General features: G+C 51.8%; 23 protein-coding genes and 2 pseudogenes. 24 read left to right on the top strand and 1 reads right to left on the bottom strand.

What is annotated here, in order from left to right; translation table 11 throughout:
- Positions 1 to 33 precede the first annotated feature (33 nt).
- From SK51_RS25675 to SK51_RS16625, 19 genes and pseudogenes are all read left to right on the top strand, one after another.
- Positions 34 to 99: pseudogene (locus SK51_RS25675) on the top strand (hypothetical protein); the annotation flags it as partial.
- Between the two features lie 52 nt (positions 100 to 151).
- A pseudogene (locus SK51_RS16715) lies at positions 152 to 508 on the top strand (lysozyme); the annotation flags it as partial.
- On the top strand, positions 505 to 978 hold the full coding sequence (locus tag SK51_RS16710; RefSeq protein ID WP_048206828.1) for a lysis protein: 474 nt from the start codon (positions 505 to 507) through the stop codon (positions 976 to 978). The pseudogene SK51_RS16715 and the gene SK51_RS16710, both read left to right, overlap by 4 nt.
- 63 nt (positions 979 to 1041) lie before the next feature.
- On the top strand, positions 1042 to 1278 hold the full coding sequence (locus SK51_RS16705) for a hypothetical protein (protein WP_048206827.1): 237 nt from the start codon (positions 1042 to 1044) through the stop codon (positions 1276 to 1278).
- A 94-nt stretch (positions 1279 to 1372) separates the two neighbouring features.
- A complete protein-coding gene (locus SK51_RS16700; RefSeq protein ID WP_048206826.1) occupies positions 1373 to 1579 on the top strand; it encodes a hypothetical protein in 207 nt (68 codons plus the stop codon).
- 3 nt (positions 1580 to 1582) lie between these two features.
- Positions 1583 to 2221, top strand: coding sequence for a putative metallopeptidase (locus SK51_RS16695; protein ID WP_048206825.1), 639 nt, complete (start codon positions 1583 to 1585; stop codon positions 2219 to 2221).
- A 31-nt stretch (positions 2222 to 2252) separates the two neighbouring features.
- On the top strand, positions 2253 to 2711 hold the full coding sequence (locus tag SK51_RS16690; protein ID WP_048206824.1) for a DUF2280 domain-containing protein: 459 nt from the start codon (positions 2253 to 2255) through the stop codon (positions 2709 to 2711).
- Positions 2704 to 3957: a PBSX family phage terminase large subunit gene (locus SK51_RS16685; protein WP_048206823.1), complete on the top strand. Its 1254-nt coding sequence runs from the start codon at positions 2704 to 2706 to the stop codon at positions 3955 to 3957. The genes SK51_RS16690 and SK51_RS16685 overlap by 8 nt, the downstream gene beginning before the upstream one ends.
- Positions 3958 to 4257: 300 nt before the next feature.
- On the top strand, positions 4258 to 5610 hold the full coding sequence (locus tag SK51_RS16680; protein WP_048206822.1) for an anti-CBASS protein Acb1 family protein: 1353 nt from the start codon (positions 4258 to 4260) through the stop codon (positions 5608 to 5610).
- The gene (locus SK51_RS16670; protein ID WP_155404794.1) at positions 5564 to 6910 is read left to right on the top strand and encodes a major capsid protein; all 1347 of its coding nucleotides are present in this window, start codon (positions 5564 to 5566) and stop codon (positions 6908 to 6910) included. The genes SK51_RS16680 and SK51_RS16670 overlap by 47 nt, the downstream gene beginning before the upstream one ends.
- Positions 6911 to 6919: 9 nt before the next feature.
- Positions 6920 to 7216, top strand: a complete 297-nt coding sequence (locus SK51_RS16665; protein WP_023303611.1) for a hypothetical protein — start codon at positions 6920 to 6922, stop codon at positions 7214 to 7216.
- Between the two features lie 58 nt (positions 7217 to 7274).
- A complete protein-coding gene (locus SK51_RS25670; protein ID WP_023303612.1) occupies positions 7275 to 7676 on the top strand; it encodes a DUF7370 family protein in 402 nt (133 codons plus the stop codon).
- A complete protein-coding gene (locus SK51_RS25665) occupies positions 7676 to 7864 on the top strand; it encodes a hypothetical protein (RefSeq protein ID WP_026080664.1) in 189 nt (62 codons plus the stop codon). The genes SK51_RS25670 and SK51_RS25665 overlap by 1 nt, the downstream gene beginning before the upstream one ends.
- On the top strand, positions 7848 to 8210 hold the full coding sequence (locus SK51_RS16650; protein WP_032676275.1) for a hypothetical protein: 363 nt from the start codon (positions 7848 to 7850) through the stop codon (positions 8208 to 8210). Before SK51_RS25665 ends, SK51_RS16650 begins: the two co-directional genes overlap by 17 nt.
- A gap of 7 nt (positions 8211 to 8217) precedes the next feature.
- Entirely contained in the window at positions 8218 to 8655 is a 438-nt protein-coding gene (locus SK51_RS16645; RefSeq protein WP_032676434.1) for a hypothetical protein, read from the top strand.
- Positions 8652 to 9038: a phage tail termination protein gene (locus SK51_RS16640; RefSeq protein ID WP_048206821.1), complete on the top strand. Its 387-nt coding sequence runs from the start codon at positions 8652 to 8654 to the stop codon at positions 9036 to 9038. The genes SK51_RS16645 and SK51_RS16640 overlap by 4 nt, the downstream gene beginning before the upstream one ends.
- 15 nt (positions 9039 to 9053) lie before the next feature.
- Complete coding sequence (locus SK51_RS16635) at positions 9054 to 9788, top strand: immunoglobulin domain-containing protein (protein ID WP_048206820.1); 735 nt, start codon at positions 9054 to 9056, stop codon at positions 9786 to 9788.
- A 38-nt stretch (positions 9789 to 9826) separates the two neighbouring features.
- On the top strand, positions 9827 to 10321 hold the full coding sequence (locus SK51_RS16630; RefSeq protein WP_053072950.1) for a hypothetical protein: 495 nt from the start codon (positions 9827 to 9829) through the stop codon (positions 10319 to 10321).
- Positions 10287 to 10979 (top strand): DUF6246 family protein, encoded by a 693-nt coding sequence (locus tag SK51_RS16625; protein ID WP_230679794.1) that lies wholly within the window; start codon positions 10287 to 10289, stop codon positions 10977 to 10979. The genes SK51_RS16630 and SK51_RS16625 overlap by 35 nt, the downstream gene beginning before the upstream one ends.
- 9 nt (positions 10980 to 10988) lie before the next feature.
- Here SK51_RS16625 and SK51_RS16620 read toward each other — a convergent pair whose 3' ends face one another.
- Positions 10989 to 11432, bottom strand: coding sequence for an Arc family DNA-binding protein (locus tag SK51_RS16620; RefSeq protein WP_023303619.1), 444 nt, complete (start codon positions 11430 to 11432; stop codon positions 10989 to 10991).
- A 126-nt stretch (positions 11433 to 11558) separates the two neighbouring features.
- Between SK51_RS16620 and SK51_RS24410 the strand changes: the two genes are divergently transcribed.
- The 5 genes from SK51_RS24410 to SK51_RS16600 all read left to right on the top strand — a co-directional run bounded on the left by SK51_RS24410 (position 11559) and on the right by SK51_RS16600 (position 14249).
- On the top strand, positions 11559 to 11726 hold the full coding sequence (locus SK51_RS24410; RefSeq protein ID WP_002462729.1) for a hypothetical protein: 168 nt from the start codon (positions 11559 to 11561) through the stop codon (positions 11724 to 11726).
- Between the two features lie 73 nt (positions 11727 to 11799).
- On the top strand, positions 11800 to 12441 hold the full coding sequence (locus tag SK51_RS16615) for a P22AR C-terminal domain-containing protein (protein ID WP_023303620.1): 642 nt from the start codon (positions 11800 to 11802) through the stop codon (positions 12439 to 12441).
- 84 nt (positions 12442 to 12525) lie between these two features.
- On the top strand, positions 12526 to 13299 hold the full coding sequence (locus SK51_RS16610) for an ORF6N domain-containing protein (RefSeq protein WP_032676270.1): 774 nt from the start codon (positions 12526 to 12528) through the stop codon (positions 13297 to 13299).
- A 132-nt stretch (positions 13300 to 13431) separates the two neighbouring features.
- A complete protein-coding gene (locus SK51_RS16605; protein ID WP_017384095.1) occupies positions 13432 to 13785 on the top strand; it encodes a hypothetical protein in 354 nt (117 codons plus the stop codon).
- 101 nt (positions 13786 to 13886) lie between these two features.
- Positions 13887 to 14249 carry a hypothetical protein gene (locus SK51_RS16600; protein ID WP_048206817.1) on the top strand — a complete coding sequence of 121 codons (363 nt, stop codon included), beginning with the start codon at positions 13887 to 13889 and terminating at the stop codon, positions 14247 to 14249.
- Positions 14250 to 14297: the final 48 nt, after the last annotated feature.

Raw genomic sequence — 14297 nt, 5'->3', positions numbered from 1 at the left:
TAAATGCGACCACAATCTGAAATCCTCACCTTGTCACAGATGCAGAAATGCACCTGCGATTCTCTGCATTCTGCGTTACCTCTAGGAGGTGGCGTATGAGACAGCACTACTGCATCGTTAACGACACCGTTACCAGGACAGCGTCGGTGTATGGACGATCGGTTATGGCTGGACTCAGCCTGTCGACGGCAAACCGATCCGCGCGGGTATGACTATCAAGCAGGAAACGGCAGAGCGCCTGCTGAAGACCGGACTGGTCAGCTACGAGAGCGACGTGTCCCGCCTGGTTAAAGTTGGTCTGACTCAGGGACAATTCGACGCCCTGGTATCGTTTACGTATAACCTCGGCGCCCGGTCCTTATCGACTTCGACTCTCCTGCGAAAACTCAACGCCGGTGATTACACTGGCGCTGCCGATGAGTTCCTGCGCTGGAATAAAGCTGGTGGGAAGGTGCTGAATGGGCTGACACGTCGGCGGGAGGCAGAGCGGGCTCTGTTCCTATCATGATTGGCGCGCTGGTTAAGCGTTGCTGGCTGCAACTGATTGTGGTGTCGGTAATCGGCGTGCTGGCGTTCTTCGTTAACCACTACCGCGACAACGCCATCACCTATAAAGACCAGCGCGACAAAGCCACCAAAAGTCTCCGCCTGGCTAACGACACCATCAAAGACATGCAGACCCGCCAGCGTGATGTCGCTGCGCTGGATGCCAAATACACGAAGGAATTGTCCGATGCGAAAAAAACCATTAACGATTTGCGTCGGGATGTCGATTCTGGCGCTAAACGGCTGCGCATCGCCGCAACCTGCCCTGGAGTGCCAAAAGCCACCTCCGCCACCGGCGTGGATGATGCAGGTTCCCCCGAACTTACTCCAGACGCTCGACGGAATTATTTCGATCACAGAGACGGAATCGCAACCGTTAACAAAATGATTTACGGCATGCAGGAATATATAGACACGCAGTGCCTGAAGTAAGTATTAACCTATTGGTAGGCCTTATAGTATTATCAATTATCTGAGGGCTATAAGGTAACAAAAATGAATAAGCTCAAACCCATAGCTTTGGTTATGATTGTCGTAGTTTTAATGTTTTTACTTAATGGCATCTACATAGCGAATAGGCATGTAAGTGGTGATTTCTCGATGCGAGAGGTGGCCAGCGACTATGAGTCTATGAATCCTATCAGCAGATACAGTTATGAGTGGATGATGAAAGACGATATGGACGTAATTAATAGAGTCGTTAAGGACAATATTAGAGAACGGAATAAGTAAATAACTTCAGAGTTGTTGTGATGCCATCACAAAGGCCACTTGCGAGTGGCTTTTTTAATAGCCGCATCCTAATCAACGGATAAAGAGGCTCTCAATGTCCGACATCTACCAAATCACGCTAACCACCCAAACAGGCGAAACCTTCACGGGCAAGATGTCACGACGTCAGCCTGAGCTGGTGAACGGCTTTGTGCCGCTGGCGACCGAAACGGGGCAGTGGCTGTATTTCGCTCCTGCTGATGTGAAGCGCGTGGAGTTCACGCCGGTACCGGATGAGCAGACCGAACAAAAAACGGAGTAACCCATGGCTAACGATGACGAGCGCAGGCCTTATCCGCCAGTTAACTTCATCGCCTCCGACAACTGGCAGCCATACACCCGGCTCATTACCGCCAATGAAGTGCATGAGTGGGTAAGCCGCCAAATCCTCAGCGATTCCGGCAGCATCCATAACCCTGACCACGAACATCTGCTTGAAGCTGACCTCTGCTTCATGTGGGCGTCTGACTCTTTCGCGAAGAAAGGGCGCTACGTCCTCGGCCAGGCCGAGCAGGTGATGCTCCGGGCCGGTGGTTGGCAGAAAGCCAGAATGGAACAGCAGATGTATGAATGGTTCGGGCGAATCCCGAAGTTCATCATCACGCTGGCAGCTGACTACTGCTCGCAATGCAGCGACCTTGAGTTCTGCGCACTGGTAGAGCATGAGCTTTACCACATTGCCCAGGCCACCGATGATTTCGGTGCGCCAAGGTTCAACAAAGAGACCGGGCAGCCAGTGCTTACACTGCGCGGCCACGACGTCGAAGAATTCACTGGTGTCGTGCGTCGATACGGTGCCAGCAAAGAAGTACAGGAGCTCGTTGATGCGGCCAATGCGCCAGCAGAAGTGGCTCATATCGATATAGCCAGGTCATGCGGGACGTGCATGTTGAAGCTGGCGTAACGCTTTATTCAGATTGTCATGGAGGTAGCCTGTGGCAGCATTATCGACAGAGGTTAAAGCCTTCATCGTTCAATCACTCGCCTGCTACGAGACCCCGGTAAAAGTCATTGAGCTTGTAAAGGCTGAATATGGCATTGATGTCTCACGGCAGCAGGTGTCGCAATATACGCCAGGCAACGCAATGGCGGCCAAGTTGAGCCAGAAGTGGATTGACCTTTTCAACGCCACCCGTAAACGATTCCAGAATGAGATCGCCGACATCCCGATCGCAAATAAAGCGTACCGGTTGCGCGTTCTCGACAGAATGGCGACCAATGCTGAAAAGATGAAGAACTACGGCATGACCTCGCAGATTATCGAGCAGGCCGCCAAAGAAATGGGCGATGCTTACACTAATCGCCAGAAAGTCGAGCATACAAGCCCTGATGGCAGCATGACGCCGCAGCCAACAATCATCCAGCTACTGCCTGTTGAGCCAAAGCATGAGTAACGCCGTTCAATTGCCGATCCCCGCGAAGCTTGCGCCACTGTTCACCGCCGTGAATAAGCGTTATCGGTGCTCGCACGGTGGACGCGGCAGCGCCAAGACGCGCACATTCGCCCTGATGACTGCCGTAAAGGCGTATCAGTCGATGATGAACGGTGAAAGCGGCGTGGTGCTCTGCGCGCGTGAGTTCATGAACTCGCTGGAAGAGTCGAGCATGCAGGAGGTGAAACAGGCGATCCTGTCTGTTCCATGGCTGGCTTCCAACTTTGACATTGGCGAAAAGTACATCCGCACCATCGACAAGAGCGTTAACTACGTGTTCTGCGGTCTGCGGCATAACCTCGATAGCATCAAGTCGAAAGCGCGCATCATTCTCTGCTGGGTGGACGAGGCTGAATCAGTCAGCGAAATAGCCTGGCAGAAGCTGAGCCCGACCGTTCGTGAAGAAGGCTCAGAGATTTGGGTGACGTGGAACCCGGAGCGCGACGGTAGCGCCACGGACAAGCGTTTCCGCAAAGAGGCTGGAGACGACTGCATCACCGTTGAGATGAACTATACGGATAACCCGTGGTTCCCTGACGTGCTGGAAGGTGAGCGACAGAACGACCAGCGACGCCTCGACCCAGCGACATACGCATGGGTGTGGGAAGGCGCTTACCTCGAAAACTCCGATAAGCAGGTGCTGGCCGGGAAATACCGGATTGCCGAGTTCTCGGACCAGCTATGGAAAGAGGCCGATCGCCTGTTCTTCGGTGCTGACTTCGGTTTCGCTAAAGACCCGAACACTCTGGTGCGCTCGTTCATCCTGCATAACCGGCTGTATATCGAGTACGAGGCATACGGGCAGCAGACAGAGCTCGACCACATGCCAGAGCTGTACGACACTATCCCCGGATCTCGTGACTGGCCCATCAAGGCCGACTCCGCTCGACCCGAGACGATTAGCTATCTCAAGCGGCAGGGATTCAACATCTCAGCTGCTGAGAAATGGCAGGGGAGCGTTGAGGACGGGATCGCCCATCTTCGCGGCTTCGACGAAATCATTATCCATCCGCGCTGCAAGAACGTAGCGCGTGAAGCCCGCATGTGGTCGTACAAAACGGACCGTATCACGGGTGAGGTGTTACCGAAGTTGGCCGACGGTTACGAACACTGCTGGGACGGCATCCGCTACAGCCTTGACGGACACATTAAGCGCAAGGGACAGATGGCCGGGATGATGATTCCTAAGCGTCTACAAAGGAGATAGCTATGGCAGATAAATGCAAATGCCCGGGCTGCGAGAGAAAGCGCAATGAATGGCCTGGTTATCAGCCATGCGCGTCGAAATCTTCCGGCAAGGTATTACCACCGCCAAAACAACGATAAGGGGGTGCGTACATGACCGAATATTGGTGCTGCGCCTGTGGGAAAATCATCAGGTTCGAAAGAGTCATGCCTCTAAATTACATCCCAAGGCACTGTCGCACTCTGATGCTCAGAAAGATTGAATCATTCACTCCGGCAAAAGGACCAAAAATCCCGCCGCTGAAACGCTGACGGACAAACCATGACTGACAAATTAACTCTCGCCGTCAACCATGCGTTGAACGATGCGCGGATGGCGCGCGCTCGTATGGGACTGATGGCGCCAACTATGGGGCTGGACAATAAGCGCCATTCCGCATGGTGCGAGTATGGATTCCCTGAGCAGGTAACCTACGAAAACCTCTACGCACTGTACCGCCGTGGTGGCATAGCCCACGGAGCGGTAGAGAAGTTGGTGGGCAAGTGCTGGCAGACTAACCCGGAAATCATCGAGGGTGATCAGGCAGACAAAAAGCGCAAAGAAACCGCCTGGGAGAAAAAGTCCAAGCAGGTATTCACCAACCGATTCTGGCGCTCATTCTCTGAGGCGGATCGCCGCCGTCTTGTCGGTCGTTATGCAGGAATCCTTCTGCACATCCGCGACGAAAAAGACTGGAACCTTCCGGTTACCAAAGGTCGAGGGTTGCAGAAGGTTTCCGTGGCGTGGGCCGGATCGCTAACGGTGAGCGAGTGGGACACTGGGCTGAACTCGAAGACTTACGGTCAGCCGAAAATGTGGCAGTACGCCGAACGCTTGCCGAATGGTTCAAGTCGCCGCGTCAATATCCACCCCGATCGCGTTTTCATCCTTGGTGATTACTCAGACGATGCTATTGGCTTCCTTGAGCCAGCTTATAACGCCTTTGTGAGCCTGGAGAAGGTAGAGGGCGGGTCTGGTGAGTCATTCCTGAAGAACGCCGCTCGCCAGTTAGCACTTAGTTTCGACAAGGAAATCGACTTTGGCAGCATTGCATCTATGTACGGCGTTAAAGTAGATGAGTTGCAGGATAAATTTAATGACGCTGCACGCGAGATGAATCGCGGAAATGATGTGCTGCTTTCTCTCCAGGGGGCCAGCGTAACCTCCCTCGTTTCTCCGGTTTCTGATCCGTCTCCAACCTATAACGTAAACCTGCAAACAGCCGCCGCAGGAGTTGATATCCCGACGCGCATTCTGGTTGGTAATCAGCAGGCCGAGCGCTCCAGCACCGAAGACCAGAAATACTTCAATACTCGCTGCCAGTCTCGCCGTGGCGACCTGTCATTCGAGATTGAGGACTTCTGCGACAAGCTGATCGAATTAAGCATCCTCGATCCGGTCAGTCAGAAGACCGTTATCTGGGACGACCTCAATGCGCAAAGCGACAGTGAAAAACTGGATGCCGCTCAGAAGATGTCGCAAATCAACAGCGCTTCCATCGGCACGGGTGAGCAGGTGTTTACTGGTGAAGAAATTCGCGTGGCCGCAGGGCATGAGGGTTCGCCCGAACCACTTCCAGAGGTAGATGATGACGAAGAGGAAAGCGAAGTCACCGATACTTCCGGGAAACCTTAAAGACCCGACGGGTGCCGACCGACTTGAGCGCGGGGCAATGAGCGAGTTCGCCAGGCGAATGAAGCGAATTGGCAAGGCGTACAAGGGCATTCTCGACCGCATTCCTGCATCGCCATCAGTAAACCAGCGTTACACCTTCGACCTCGATTCCACCCAGCTATCAATGCTCCTCAGCAATGCCTCATTGCTGGTTGATGAGATTTTAGGTGCAGATAACGAGACAGGATTCTGGTTCTGGGCTGATTACGTCAACCCGGCGTATCAGCGCGGCACGGCGCAGGAGTTTGCCAATCTGGCTCAGCAAAGCGTGAGGCGGTACCGCACGCGCATGACGCATGAAATGCTGGCGGCGAATGCCATCGGAGGCTTTACGCGTGAATTCTGGGCCGAAATTGACCGCCAGATTATCCAGATGCGCGATCAGGAAATTGGCATGGAAATCGTCAATGACCTGATGGGTGTGCAGACCGTGCTGCCGATTGGAAAAACAGCAAAGCTGTATAACGTCTCCGGCGATATCGCGGATGATGTGTCTATCAGCATCGATGGTCAGGCGTCTTACTCTTTCGATAATACTGAGTTTGGTTCTGATGGCGACCCGATCCCGGTATTCACTGCTGGTTACGGCGTTAACTGGCGCCATGCTGCCGGACTGAGCACTGTCGGCATCGATCTGGCTCTGGAGTCTCAGTCGGCCAAGATGCGTAAATTTCACAAGAAGCGCGTAGACTTTTACCTGAACGGCGATGCCAGCATCGTGGTTGATGGTCTGCCAGCGCAAGGTATGAAAAACCACCGCAACACTCAAAAAATCAACCTGGGTAGTGGCGCTGGCGGCGCCAACATCAATCTCACCACCGCTACACCGGCTGAGCTACTGGCATTCTTTGGCCCTACAGGTCCATTTGGCCTCACTGCCCGCCGTAACAAGGTTACAGCTTACGACAAGCTGTGGGTGAGCCCTGAAGTCTGGGCCAACATGGCTAAGCCGTATCTGGTGGATATCAACACCGGCACAAATGCGCTGCTTAGCGGAACCGTTCTGGATGCGATCAGCAAGTTTATTCCTGCTAAGTCTATCCAGATGACCTATGCACTGGAAGGTAACGAGTTCCTGGCGTACGAGCGCCGACAGGATGTGATTTCTCCTCTGGTAGGTATGGCTGTGGGCGTTGTACCGCTCCCGCGCCTGATGCCGCAGAGCAACTACAACTTCCAGATCATGTCCGCAGAAGGCCTGCAGATTAAGAAAGACGGCGAAGGCCTGTCTGGTGTTGTCTACGGCGCTAACCTGGCTTAAGGAGCAATCATGGCTGAAAAATACGAAGTGGTTAAGCCGTGGCACGGCGTTGCGCTTGGTGACGTTGTTGAGCTGTGCAAAGTTCATCCGTCGCTGAAACCGCATGTGCGCAAGCTGTCCGATAAAGCTGCTGCGGAACTGGTACCTGCAACCCCGGGCGCTGGCACTGACAACAAAGCGCGCAAAGAGGCAGTCATTGCCCGACTCGATGCGCTGGGCATTGAGCATAAAGGCAACCTGGGACTGGAGAAGCTCACCGAGTTGCTGCCGGAAGGCGAGCTCGAAAAGCTTTTCCCCGCTGAATAACAGCCGCCGCTAAGGCGGTTTTTTTTTGCCCTCTTCGGAGGGCTTATCAGAGGCTCGCATGATTACCACAGTACAGGCCAAGGAATATCTGGAGTCAGTCGGTATCACGCTGCCTGATTTCATCCTGCAGGCTCTTTTAGAGCAGGCTGGCAGCATTCAGGAGTGTCTGGATGCGCATTACCCTCCCGCAACCGCTCTGCTAATACAGTCCTACCTGCTGGGGCTAATGGCGCTGGGGCAGGGTGACAAGTACATCAGTTCTCAGACAGGGCCCAACGGCGCATCACGCTCATTTCGGTACCTGTCTTTTGCTGACCGATGGAAAGCCTCTCTGGGGCTTCTGAGGGGACTAGATAAGTATGGATGCGCTACAAGCCTGATCCCGCCTGATCCGACTAACACCGCTTTCGCTGGCATCTGGATTGCCCGGGGCGGCTGCATGTGCAACGGGAGTCGATGATGGCGTTGATATCGGTCAAGCAGAGGCTTCCTGAGCCCTTCGTAAAGGTCTGGGTTATCACTGACTGCGGGCGGCGGGTCACGGGTTACGTTAAAAGTAACGGTGAATGGTATTTGCTGTGCCGGAAGGTAGCCGCTGAGAATCCGGAGGTTATCCGGTGGGAGGATAATAGTGTCAGCCACGGCTAACTGGTCTTACACCAATGTCGCCACTGTCTACCCTCGCGCCTATGACGACTGGAACAACACCTGGACAAACGGCACACCATACCTGATTGACTGCACCTGGACGGCTAACAATGAGGTTGCGGTAGATGCCAATGGTAAAGAGTTCACCACTAACCTGATTTTCTTCACTGAACTGAAGCGTAACGGCGTCAGCTCAACCATGCCGCAGCGTGACTGGTACATCGCCAGAGGTGACACAACATCTCAGGCCGATCCGCTGAAAGCTGGTGCAAACGTCATCAAGGCGGTGACGGAATGGGATATGTCGCCATTCGGCGAGGAGCCCGACTACAAAATTCTGACTTGAGGTGATCATGCCCGTTAAAGGTATCAAGCGCGTCCAGATGAATACCCGTAAGGTGCTGACAGACATTGCCGGTCCACGCACCGAAAGAGTGCTGACTGAGGTTATGATTGTCGGTTCTTCTTACGCTGCGCTACTCACTCCCATTGACACATCCACCCTTATCAACAGCCAATACAGAAAGCTTGAACCAATGCCTGGGGGGATGCAGGGAAAAGTCGGGTACACAGCAGCATACGCTGCCGCCGTTCATGGTATGTCCGGGAAGCTAAAAGGCCAGCCGCGTGAACACTTCGGAAGAACTCGCGCGGGAAAAGAATTCGGCGGCGGCACGGGGAAGGGGAACTACTGGGATCCAGATGCCGAGCCGGGATTCCTGACCAAAGGCTTTGAGCGCGACGGCCTCAACGAGATTAAGGCCATCATCAGGCAAGGATACAAAGTATGACGCGTAGCGAGGTGTATGACGCTCTGAGAGCGTGGTTGCAGTCCCACGGTTTTGATGTCGGCTATCGCGTTCAGAAACGCTTCTGGAGCGAGCTGGAAGGGACTGAAGGGGAAAGATACCTCGTCATCCAGCAGGGCGGTGGCGGCAAGCCTGATGAGGCTATAACACGAGATTATTTCAGATTCCTTGTTCTTTCCGGTCAGAACGACAGCGACATTAACGAAGTTGAAGACCACGCTGATGCAATACGTCAGGCGATGATCGACGACTACCAGACTGAGTGCATCATCTCGATGCAGCCAATCGGCGGTATCCCCGCCATCCAGACCGAAGAAGGTCGCTACCTCTTCGATATTTCATTTCAAACCATCATTTCCCGATAACACGGAGATAAAGACATGGCATGTGAAGCTGGTGCTTTCACAGGGCGTGATGTCGTCGTTTACTACGCGATTGGCTGCCCCGAATCACAACCCGCCAACGGTGACTATAAGCGCCTTGGCATGATGCGCGGGAAGACTGTTTCCGCCGAATGGGATACCGCAGACGCTACCGCTGATATGAGTGCGGCGTATACGCAGGAAAATCTCGTAACCTACAAAAACATCTCGTTCTCTGGAGATGGCGTAACCCGAAAAGAAGATGTCTATGCGCAGAACGCGCTGAAGCGTCACGTTTACAACCCGCCGGCAGAGACCAGCAATCAGCCGTATGTCTGGCTGAAAATCATCTCTCCAAATGATATTACCGAAGGCCCGTTCATGGTGACTTCTTGGGAAGACGAAGCCCCTCATGATGACGTGGCCACATGGTCAATTGAGGCTTCAAGCGCGGGTCAGGTGGATGTGCGTGATGTCGGCGCCGTAATCGCGATCACTACGCAGCCGCAGAACCGCACGCTCACGGTGGGCGATGCGCTCAATCTTTCGGTGGCAGCCAATGTCTCTGACGGCTCCACTCTGACCTATCAGTGGAAGAAGGGCGGAACTGACATCTCTGGTGCGACGAACGCTACCTACACGAAGGCCAGCGTCGTTGCGGGTGATGCGGGTTCTTACTCCTGCCAGGTAACATCCTCAACCGCCGGCACGGTCACATCTAACCCAGCGACGGTTACCGTGAACGAAGCATAAGCAAAGGGGCGCAAGCCCCTTTTTAAAGGATAGATCCAATGGGAAACCAAAAAGAACAGACAGTAACTATCAAAATCGAACTGAACGCTACCGACGTACAGAAAAAATTGGAAGAAATCGATGATAGTTTGCGCAATTATGACGGGTTCAAAATTGACCGCGGCGGTCGAGTATTCATCAATGATGCATTCATTAGTGGTGTAGTTCACGCTGTGAACCCTGAGGATGATCAGTCGGTGACCAATATCTACTACATCAGCCTTGGTGTTCGAAAAAATAAGCCAGTCCAGAATATGGTAACGTTCACCGCTGATAGGTTCGAATGCAAAATTCACTCAGGTGTTGATGATAATATTGAAGCGCTGATAGAAAATGCTGTGAAAAATCAGGTGCAAAGTGCCGTGCTGGATATCAAAAAACAGATAGCAGCAGACCGGATGACAATGGAAGACCTGACATCTCATATCAAAAACGTCATGCTGCTTGAATGCTTCCCTAATGGCATTTTACATCGAAACTTCGGGCGTCGGTAAAGCTATGAAAGCAATCACCGATATCGGCCAGGCTGTCATTCGCGCCGGCGGCAAAGAGATATTCCTCAACCCTTCATTTCTGGCCATGTCCCGAATCGGAACGCCTGAACAAATCGTTGATGCTTTCGTGAAAGTTCATGCAGGCCATTACCCAAAGCACAGAATTGCGGACCAGCAGATACTCAAAGCGGCTAATGCACGCTGCTTTGCAGACATGGCAGCAGCTGCAGCTAACGTAGTCAGGCATTGCTCTGAAGGCGACATTGCTGAAATCATCGGCTCTTACTCAGTGACTACGGCGGGACGCCTCGTGTTTAAGCCTGGCTCGTTGCCAGTTGAGGACGTCATCCAGCTGGCGCGCCACCTGATTCTTCATGGCGTAATGGGCGATCAGCCGCCAGAGGAACTTGAGAGTAAGAAAGCCGAGTACAGCGATAAATTCGATGCCCGTACATTCGTTTACACCGCCGTTGCCCACCTCGGAATGAGCGAGGCGGACGCCTGGAACATGACGATGACCAGCTTCCGGGCTGCCATGAATGCCAAGTTCCCGCAGAAGGATAAAGGGAAGGTGCCAACCCAGGAGAAATACGACGAGGTTATGGACTGGGCAGAGCAGATGCTAGCGATGGATGCGCAGAGGCATGGGCCGCACTAAATGGCCCACTCAGGTGGGCTTTTTCTCAGGAATCTCAGCAGTGAAGCCGGTCACATCCCAAGTTTTTTCCCATATCTCATAACCAAGCTCTTTAAGGCGTAGGAAAGTTTTTTGGAAGACGGTATCGAAATCCTCATCGCTTAGCCCATCAAGCTCCAAATCATCAAGGTGGATATGGAAGGTGGTGTGACCAATTCTGACCTTTTTATTAATCTCAGAGAAAGTTCTTTTGAAAATTATCGCTGATAGCTCATCCCTTGCCTTGCTTACTATCTGAATAGCCTCTTCGGCAGAGATGACCTCATCATCTGACACTTCTGCCAAAAAGCTACCATCAAGCCTCTGCACAATTTCTGCATTCATTGAACGGTTGTTAGCTTTGGCAGAGTCTTCAATTTTCTCTTTAAGTTCAACTGGAAGCCTGATTCGTAGCTGCGGATCTTCTCTGCTCATGTTCAGCGTTATGCCTACAAAAAATTCACAATAAGTAAATTATGCCCCACCGTGGGGTTGACAGCAATGACGCACGGTGTGACACTTACATCAAGCCTCACGGTGGGGCATTTACTGGAGGGTTTAATGGAAAAGGCAAAAGACATGTACCAACGCAAGGTTCGCTTCCCTGAAGACGTACGTAAGGCTATCGAGAAGAACGGTGGCGATGAGTGTCGTCAGTTTAATACAGAGCTTATTTACCAGCTGAGAAAGGTGTACGGATTGGCAGGTGAGAAAAGTGCTCAAGCATAAAAACGTTGAAGCCCCGGCTGCGCTAACAGTCAGGGCTTCGGTATCGAACAAATCCGGCAAGGAAAATATCGACATGAATATTGTAGCAAAATCAGATTACAACTTCCAAGGATTCGCATTTAACCCAGTGACAGAAGGCGGGGCTATCTGGTTTACCTCCACCGAACTGGCGAAGGCACTCGGTTATAAAAAAACTGATGCCATCAGCCAAATTTATGCACGTAATGCTGATGAGTTTTCCGAGTCGATGTCATTGACACTCAATATGAAGGTCAACGGGATAAACAATAGCTTACGTAACAAATCGGTCAGGGTTTATTCACTTCGAGGCGCTCATTTGGTTGCGATGTTTGCCTCAACACCAAAGGCCAAAGATTTCCGACGCTGGGCGCTGGACATCCTGGATCGCGAGGTTAAGGACTCACCGATCGCCAAGCAGTTTTCTGATGAGGAGTTGGTGAGTCTTTGTTACTTGCAGCTCTGGATGGAAAAGAGCCAGCAGATCAGCAAGAAGCTCTATCCTGCGATGCGCGAACTGGGATCTGAACTTTCAGGCAAGCTACGCGATATCGCACATGAAACCAGGTACATGACGGACGAAACCAAAAAGATTTTACTCCGAGAAACACAAAACTTGGATAACACGAATTTTGTCGTAAGTAGCGCTCAGCCTGTGCTGGCAAAACTCCGCGGCGAAGACGGATGGATTCACTGATGGGCGCATGGGATGGCGCAAAAAGAAAAAGCCGATAGTTCGAGCTACCGGCTTCCTTTGAAACTTGTCATAAGGGTCCAACCAATGACTTCTTTAAATTTAGCAGTTCATGAACCAAATGTCGATCCCAAGCCACTGCCAGTGATTGAATGGAAGGGGTTGCGTGTTGTTACGACTGAAACGCTGGCCGCAGGTTATGGTTCTGATGAGGCTAATATTAGGAAAAACCTTTCGCGCAATGCCAGCCGCTTCATTGAGGGCATCCACATCTTCACCATTAAAGGCCAAGAGCTGAAGGATTTGCGAGTGACTAATAGTCACGCACAAATTTCGAGCAAAGCCCGCTCTGTTGTTTTTTGGACCGAAAAGGGCGCGGCCCGTATGTCGAAGATTGTTGATACTGACGAAGCATGGGCCTTTTTCGAACGCCTTGAGGATGCTTACTTCCGTCCAACTCCATCAATGGGTATCCCGCTGACCTATGAAGCAGCTCTGGAAGACCTCCTGACAAAAGTGAAAGAGAACCGCATTATTGCTGAACAGCGCGATCGTGCAGTTAAAGAGAAGCGCTGGATCTCTGAGAAACGCGAAGTAACCGCGATGGCAACAGCTTCCGCTGCTGTTCGTGCCAAAAACAAACTGGCGGAACGCATCGGGGAAGGAAAAAACTATGCCGCCATTATCCCGGTAGAGAAGAAGCTCGGACAGAAATTCAAATGGCAGCCACTGCGCAAGTGGTGCAGGGAGAATAGCGCCGAACCGCATGAGGTTGAGGATCCGCGTTTTGGCACCGTGAAGTCCTGGCCTCGCGCTGCATGGATGGCGGTGTACAACGTGGATTTGCGCAAGATCTTTTAATCGGCGTAAAAGTCCGCCAATCCGCCGATTTCTCAGCCAATCGACATCCCAACCCGCTTAACTGCGGGTTTTATTTGATCATAAAATCCACGCTGTTAAGATGTTTCCGATTGCAATCAAAGGAAACATAAAATGAAAAAAGTAGTTGCTTTAGCTCTCGGGGCTTTAATGCTGTCTGGCTGTACTGTTCGTGTTGCTGATATGACTGTAGGCAGTACCAAAAACTATAACCTGAACGCAGCTAAGTTTGAAAAAGGTCAGCGCGTAACTGGTGAAGACAAAGCTCCGATTGTCATTTTCCCTCTGGGCATTCCTAGCGTCAAAACAGCAATGGATCGCGCCATCGAAAAAGATAAGTGCTCTGTAGGTTTGAGCGATGTTGTTATCTATCAGCTTAACCATGCGTTCCTGTTCGGCACGTATGGTTTCCGTGTTGAAGGTACTCAAATCATCGATAAATCTCAGCTTGGTTGCGAAAACCGCTAATCTGCTGGGTATACTGACAAGCCACCTCCGGGTGGCTTTTCTTTTTCGAGCGGGAGATCCCTGCTAGGATTCCCTCATCTTTTACCAAAGGGGATAGGGATATGAAGAAGTATTTATTCATCGTTGCACTTTTAGCTTCACCTGCTGTTCTCGCAGCAACTGATGCGGATATTGTTAATGCAGTACAAAAAAAAGTACAGAACGGTTTCTTCCCAAAAGATGTCAAAGTAGAGTCAGTGACAGAGGTTAGATTTTTCCCTGATGACAGGGATACAGCGTATGCCCGGTTTGGTAACGTCTGTGGCAAAGCGGTTGTAAGCAAGTCTAACCAAAAAGCCTCTCTGGTATTCATTGCACCCGTGGTAGAAAAATCCAGTCAGATCTCCATAGATGGCCCAACGATTTACGACCTCTCTAAGCAAGGCGCCATCGCTGAAGAAGATCTTCAAACCAAATGTAAATAGTACAAACAATATAAATAAAAACCCGCTTTGGCGGGTTTTTTTATGCCT

The sequence above is a fragment of the Enterobacter sp. MGH85 genome (assembly GCF_001037655.1).
Lineage (GTDB): Bacteria > Pseudomonadota > Gammaproteobacteria > Enterobacterales > Enterobacteriaceae > Enterobacter > Enterobacter intestinihominis.
Note: the sequence above shows the minus strand (reverse complement) of the source record. Positions and strands in the feature narration are given on the sequence as shown.

Coding starts and splice junctions, on each gene's coding strand:
- SK51_RS16700 (WP_048206826.1), top strand. CDS start 1,373: ATGTCCGACATCTACCAAATCACGCTAACCACCCAAACAGGCGAAACC.
- SK51_RS25670 (WP_023303612.1), top strand. CDS start 7,275: ATGATTACCACAGTACAGGCCAAGGAATATCTGGAGTCAGTCGGTATC.
- SK51_RS16620 (WP_023303619.1), bottom strand. CDS start 11,432: ATGAGCAGAGAAGATCCGCAGCTACGAATCAGGCTTCCAGTTGAACTT.
- SK51_RS16705 (WP_048206827.1), top strand. CDS start 1,042: ATGAATAAGCTCAAACCCATAGCTTTGGTTATGATTGTCGTAGTTTTA.
- SK51_RS16640 (WP_048206821.1), top strand. CDS start 8,652: ATGACGCGTAGCGAGGTGTATGACGCTCTGAGAGCGTGGTTGCAGTCC.
- SK51_RS16665 (WP_023303611.1), top strand. CDS start 6,920: ATGGCTGAAAAATACGAAGTGGTTAAGCCGTGGCACGGCGTTGCGCTT.
- SK51_RS16670 (WP_155404794.1), top strand. CDS start 5,564: ATGACGAAGAGGAAAGCGAAGTCACCGATACTTCCGGGAAACCTTAAA.
- SK51_RS16645 (WP_032676434.1), top strand. CDS start 8,218: ATGCCCGTTAAAGGTATCAAGCGCGTCCAGATGAATACCCGTAAGGTG.
- SK51_RS16710 (WP_048206828.1), top strand. CDS start 505: ATGATTGGCGCGCTGGTTAAGCGTTGCTGGCTGCAACTGATTGTGGTG.
- SK51_RS16605 (WP_017384095.1), top strand. CDS start 13,432: ATGAAAAAAGTAGTTGCTTTAGCTCTCGGGGCTTTAATGCTGTCTGGC.
- SK51_RS16615 (WP_023303620.1), top strand. CDS start 11,800: ATGAATATTGTAGCAAAATCAGATTACAACTTCCAAGGATTCGCATTT.
- SK51_RS16610 (WP_032676270.1), top strand. CDS start 12,526: ATGACTTCTTTAAATTTAGCAGTTCATGAACCAAATGTCGATCCCAAG.
- SK51_RS16625 (WP_230679794.1), top strand. CDS start 10,287: ATGGCATTTTACATCGAAACTTCGGGCGTCGGTAAAGCTATGAAAGCA.
- SK51_RS16600 (WP_048206817.1), top strand. CDS start 13,887: ATGAAGAAGTATTTATTCATCGTTGCACTTTTAGCTTCACCTGCTGTT.
- SK51_RS16680 (WP_048206822.1), top strand. CDS start 4,258: ATGACTGACAAATTAACTCTCGCCGTCAACCATGCGTTGAACGATGCG.
- SK51_RS24410 (WP_002462729.1), top strand. CDS start 11,559: ATGGAAAAGGCAAAAGACATGTACCAACGCAAGGTTCGCTTCCCTGAA.
- SK51_RS25665 (WP_026080664.1), top strand. CDS start 7,676: ATGGCGTTGATATCGGTCAAGCAGAGGCTTCCTGAGCCCTTCGTAAAG.
- SK51_RS16685 (WP_048206823.1), top strand. CDS start 2,704: ATGAGTAACGCCGTTCAATTGCCGATCCCCGCGAAGCTTGCGCCACTG.
- SK51_RS16630 (WP_053072950.1), top strand. CDS start 9,827: ATGGGAAACCAAAAAGAACAGACAGTAACTATCAAAATCGAACTGAAC.
- SK51_RS16695 (WP_048206825.1), top strand. CDS start 1,583: ATGGCTAACGATGACGAGCGCAGGCCTTATCCGCCAGTTAACTTCATC.
- SK51_RS16635 (WP_048206820.1), top strand. CDS start 9,054: ATGGCATGTGAAGCTGGTGCTTTCACAGGGCGTGATGTCGTCGTTTAC.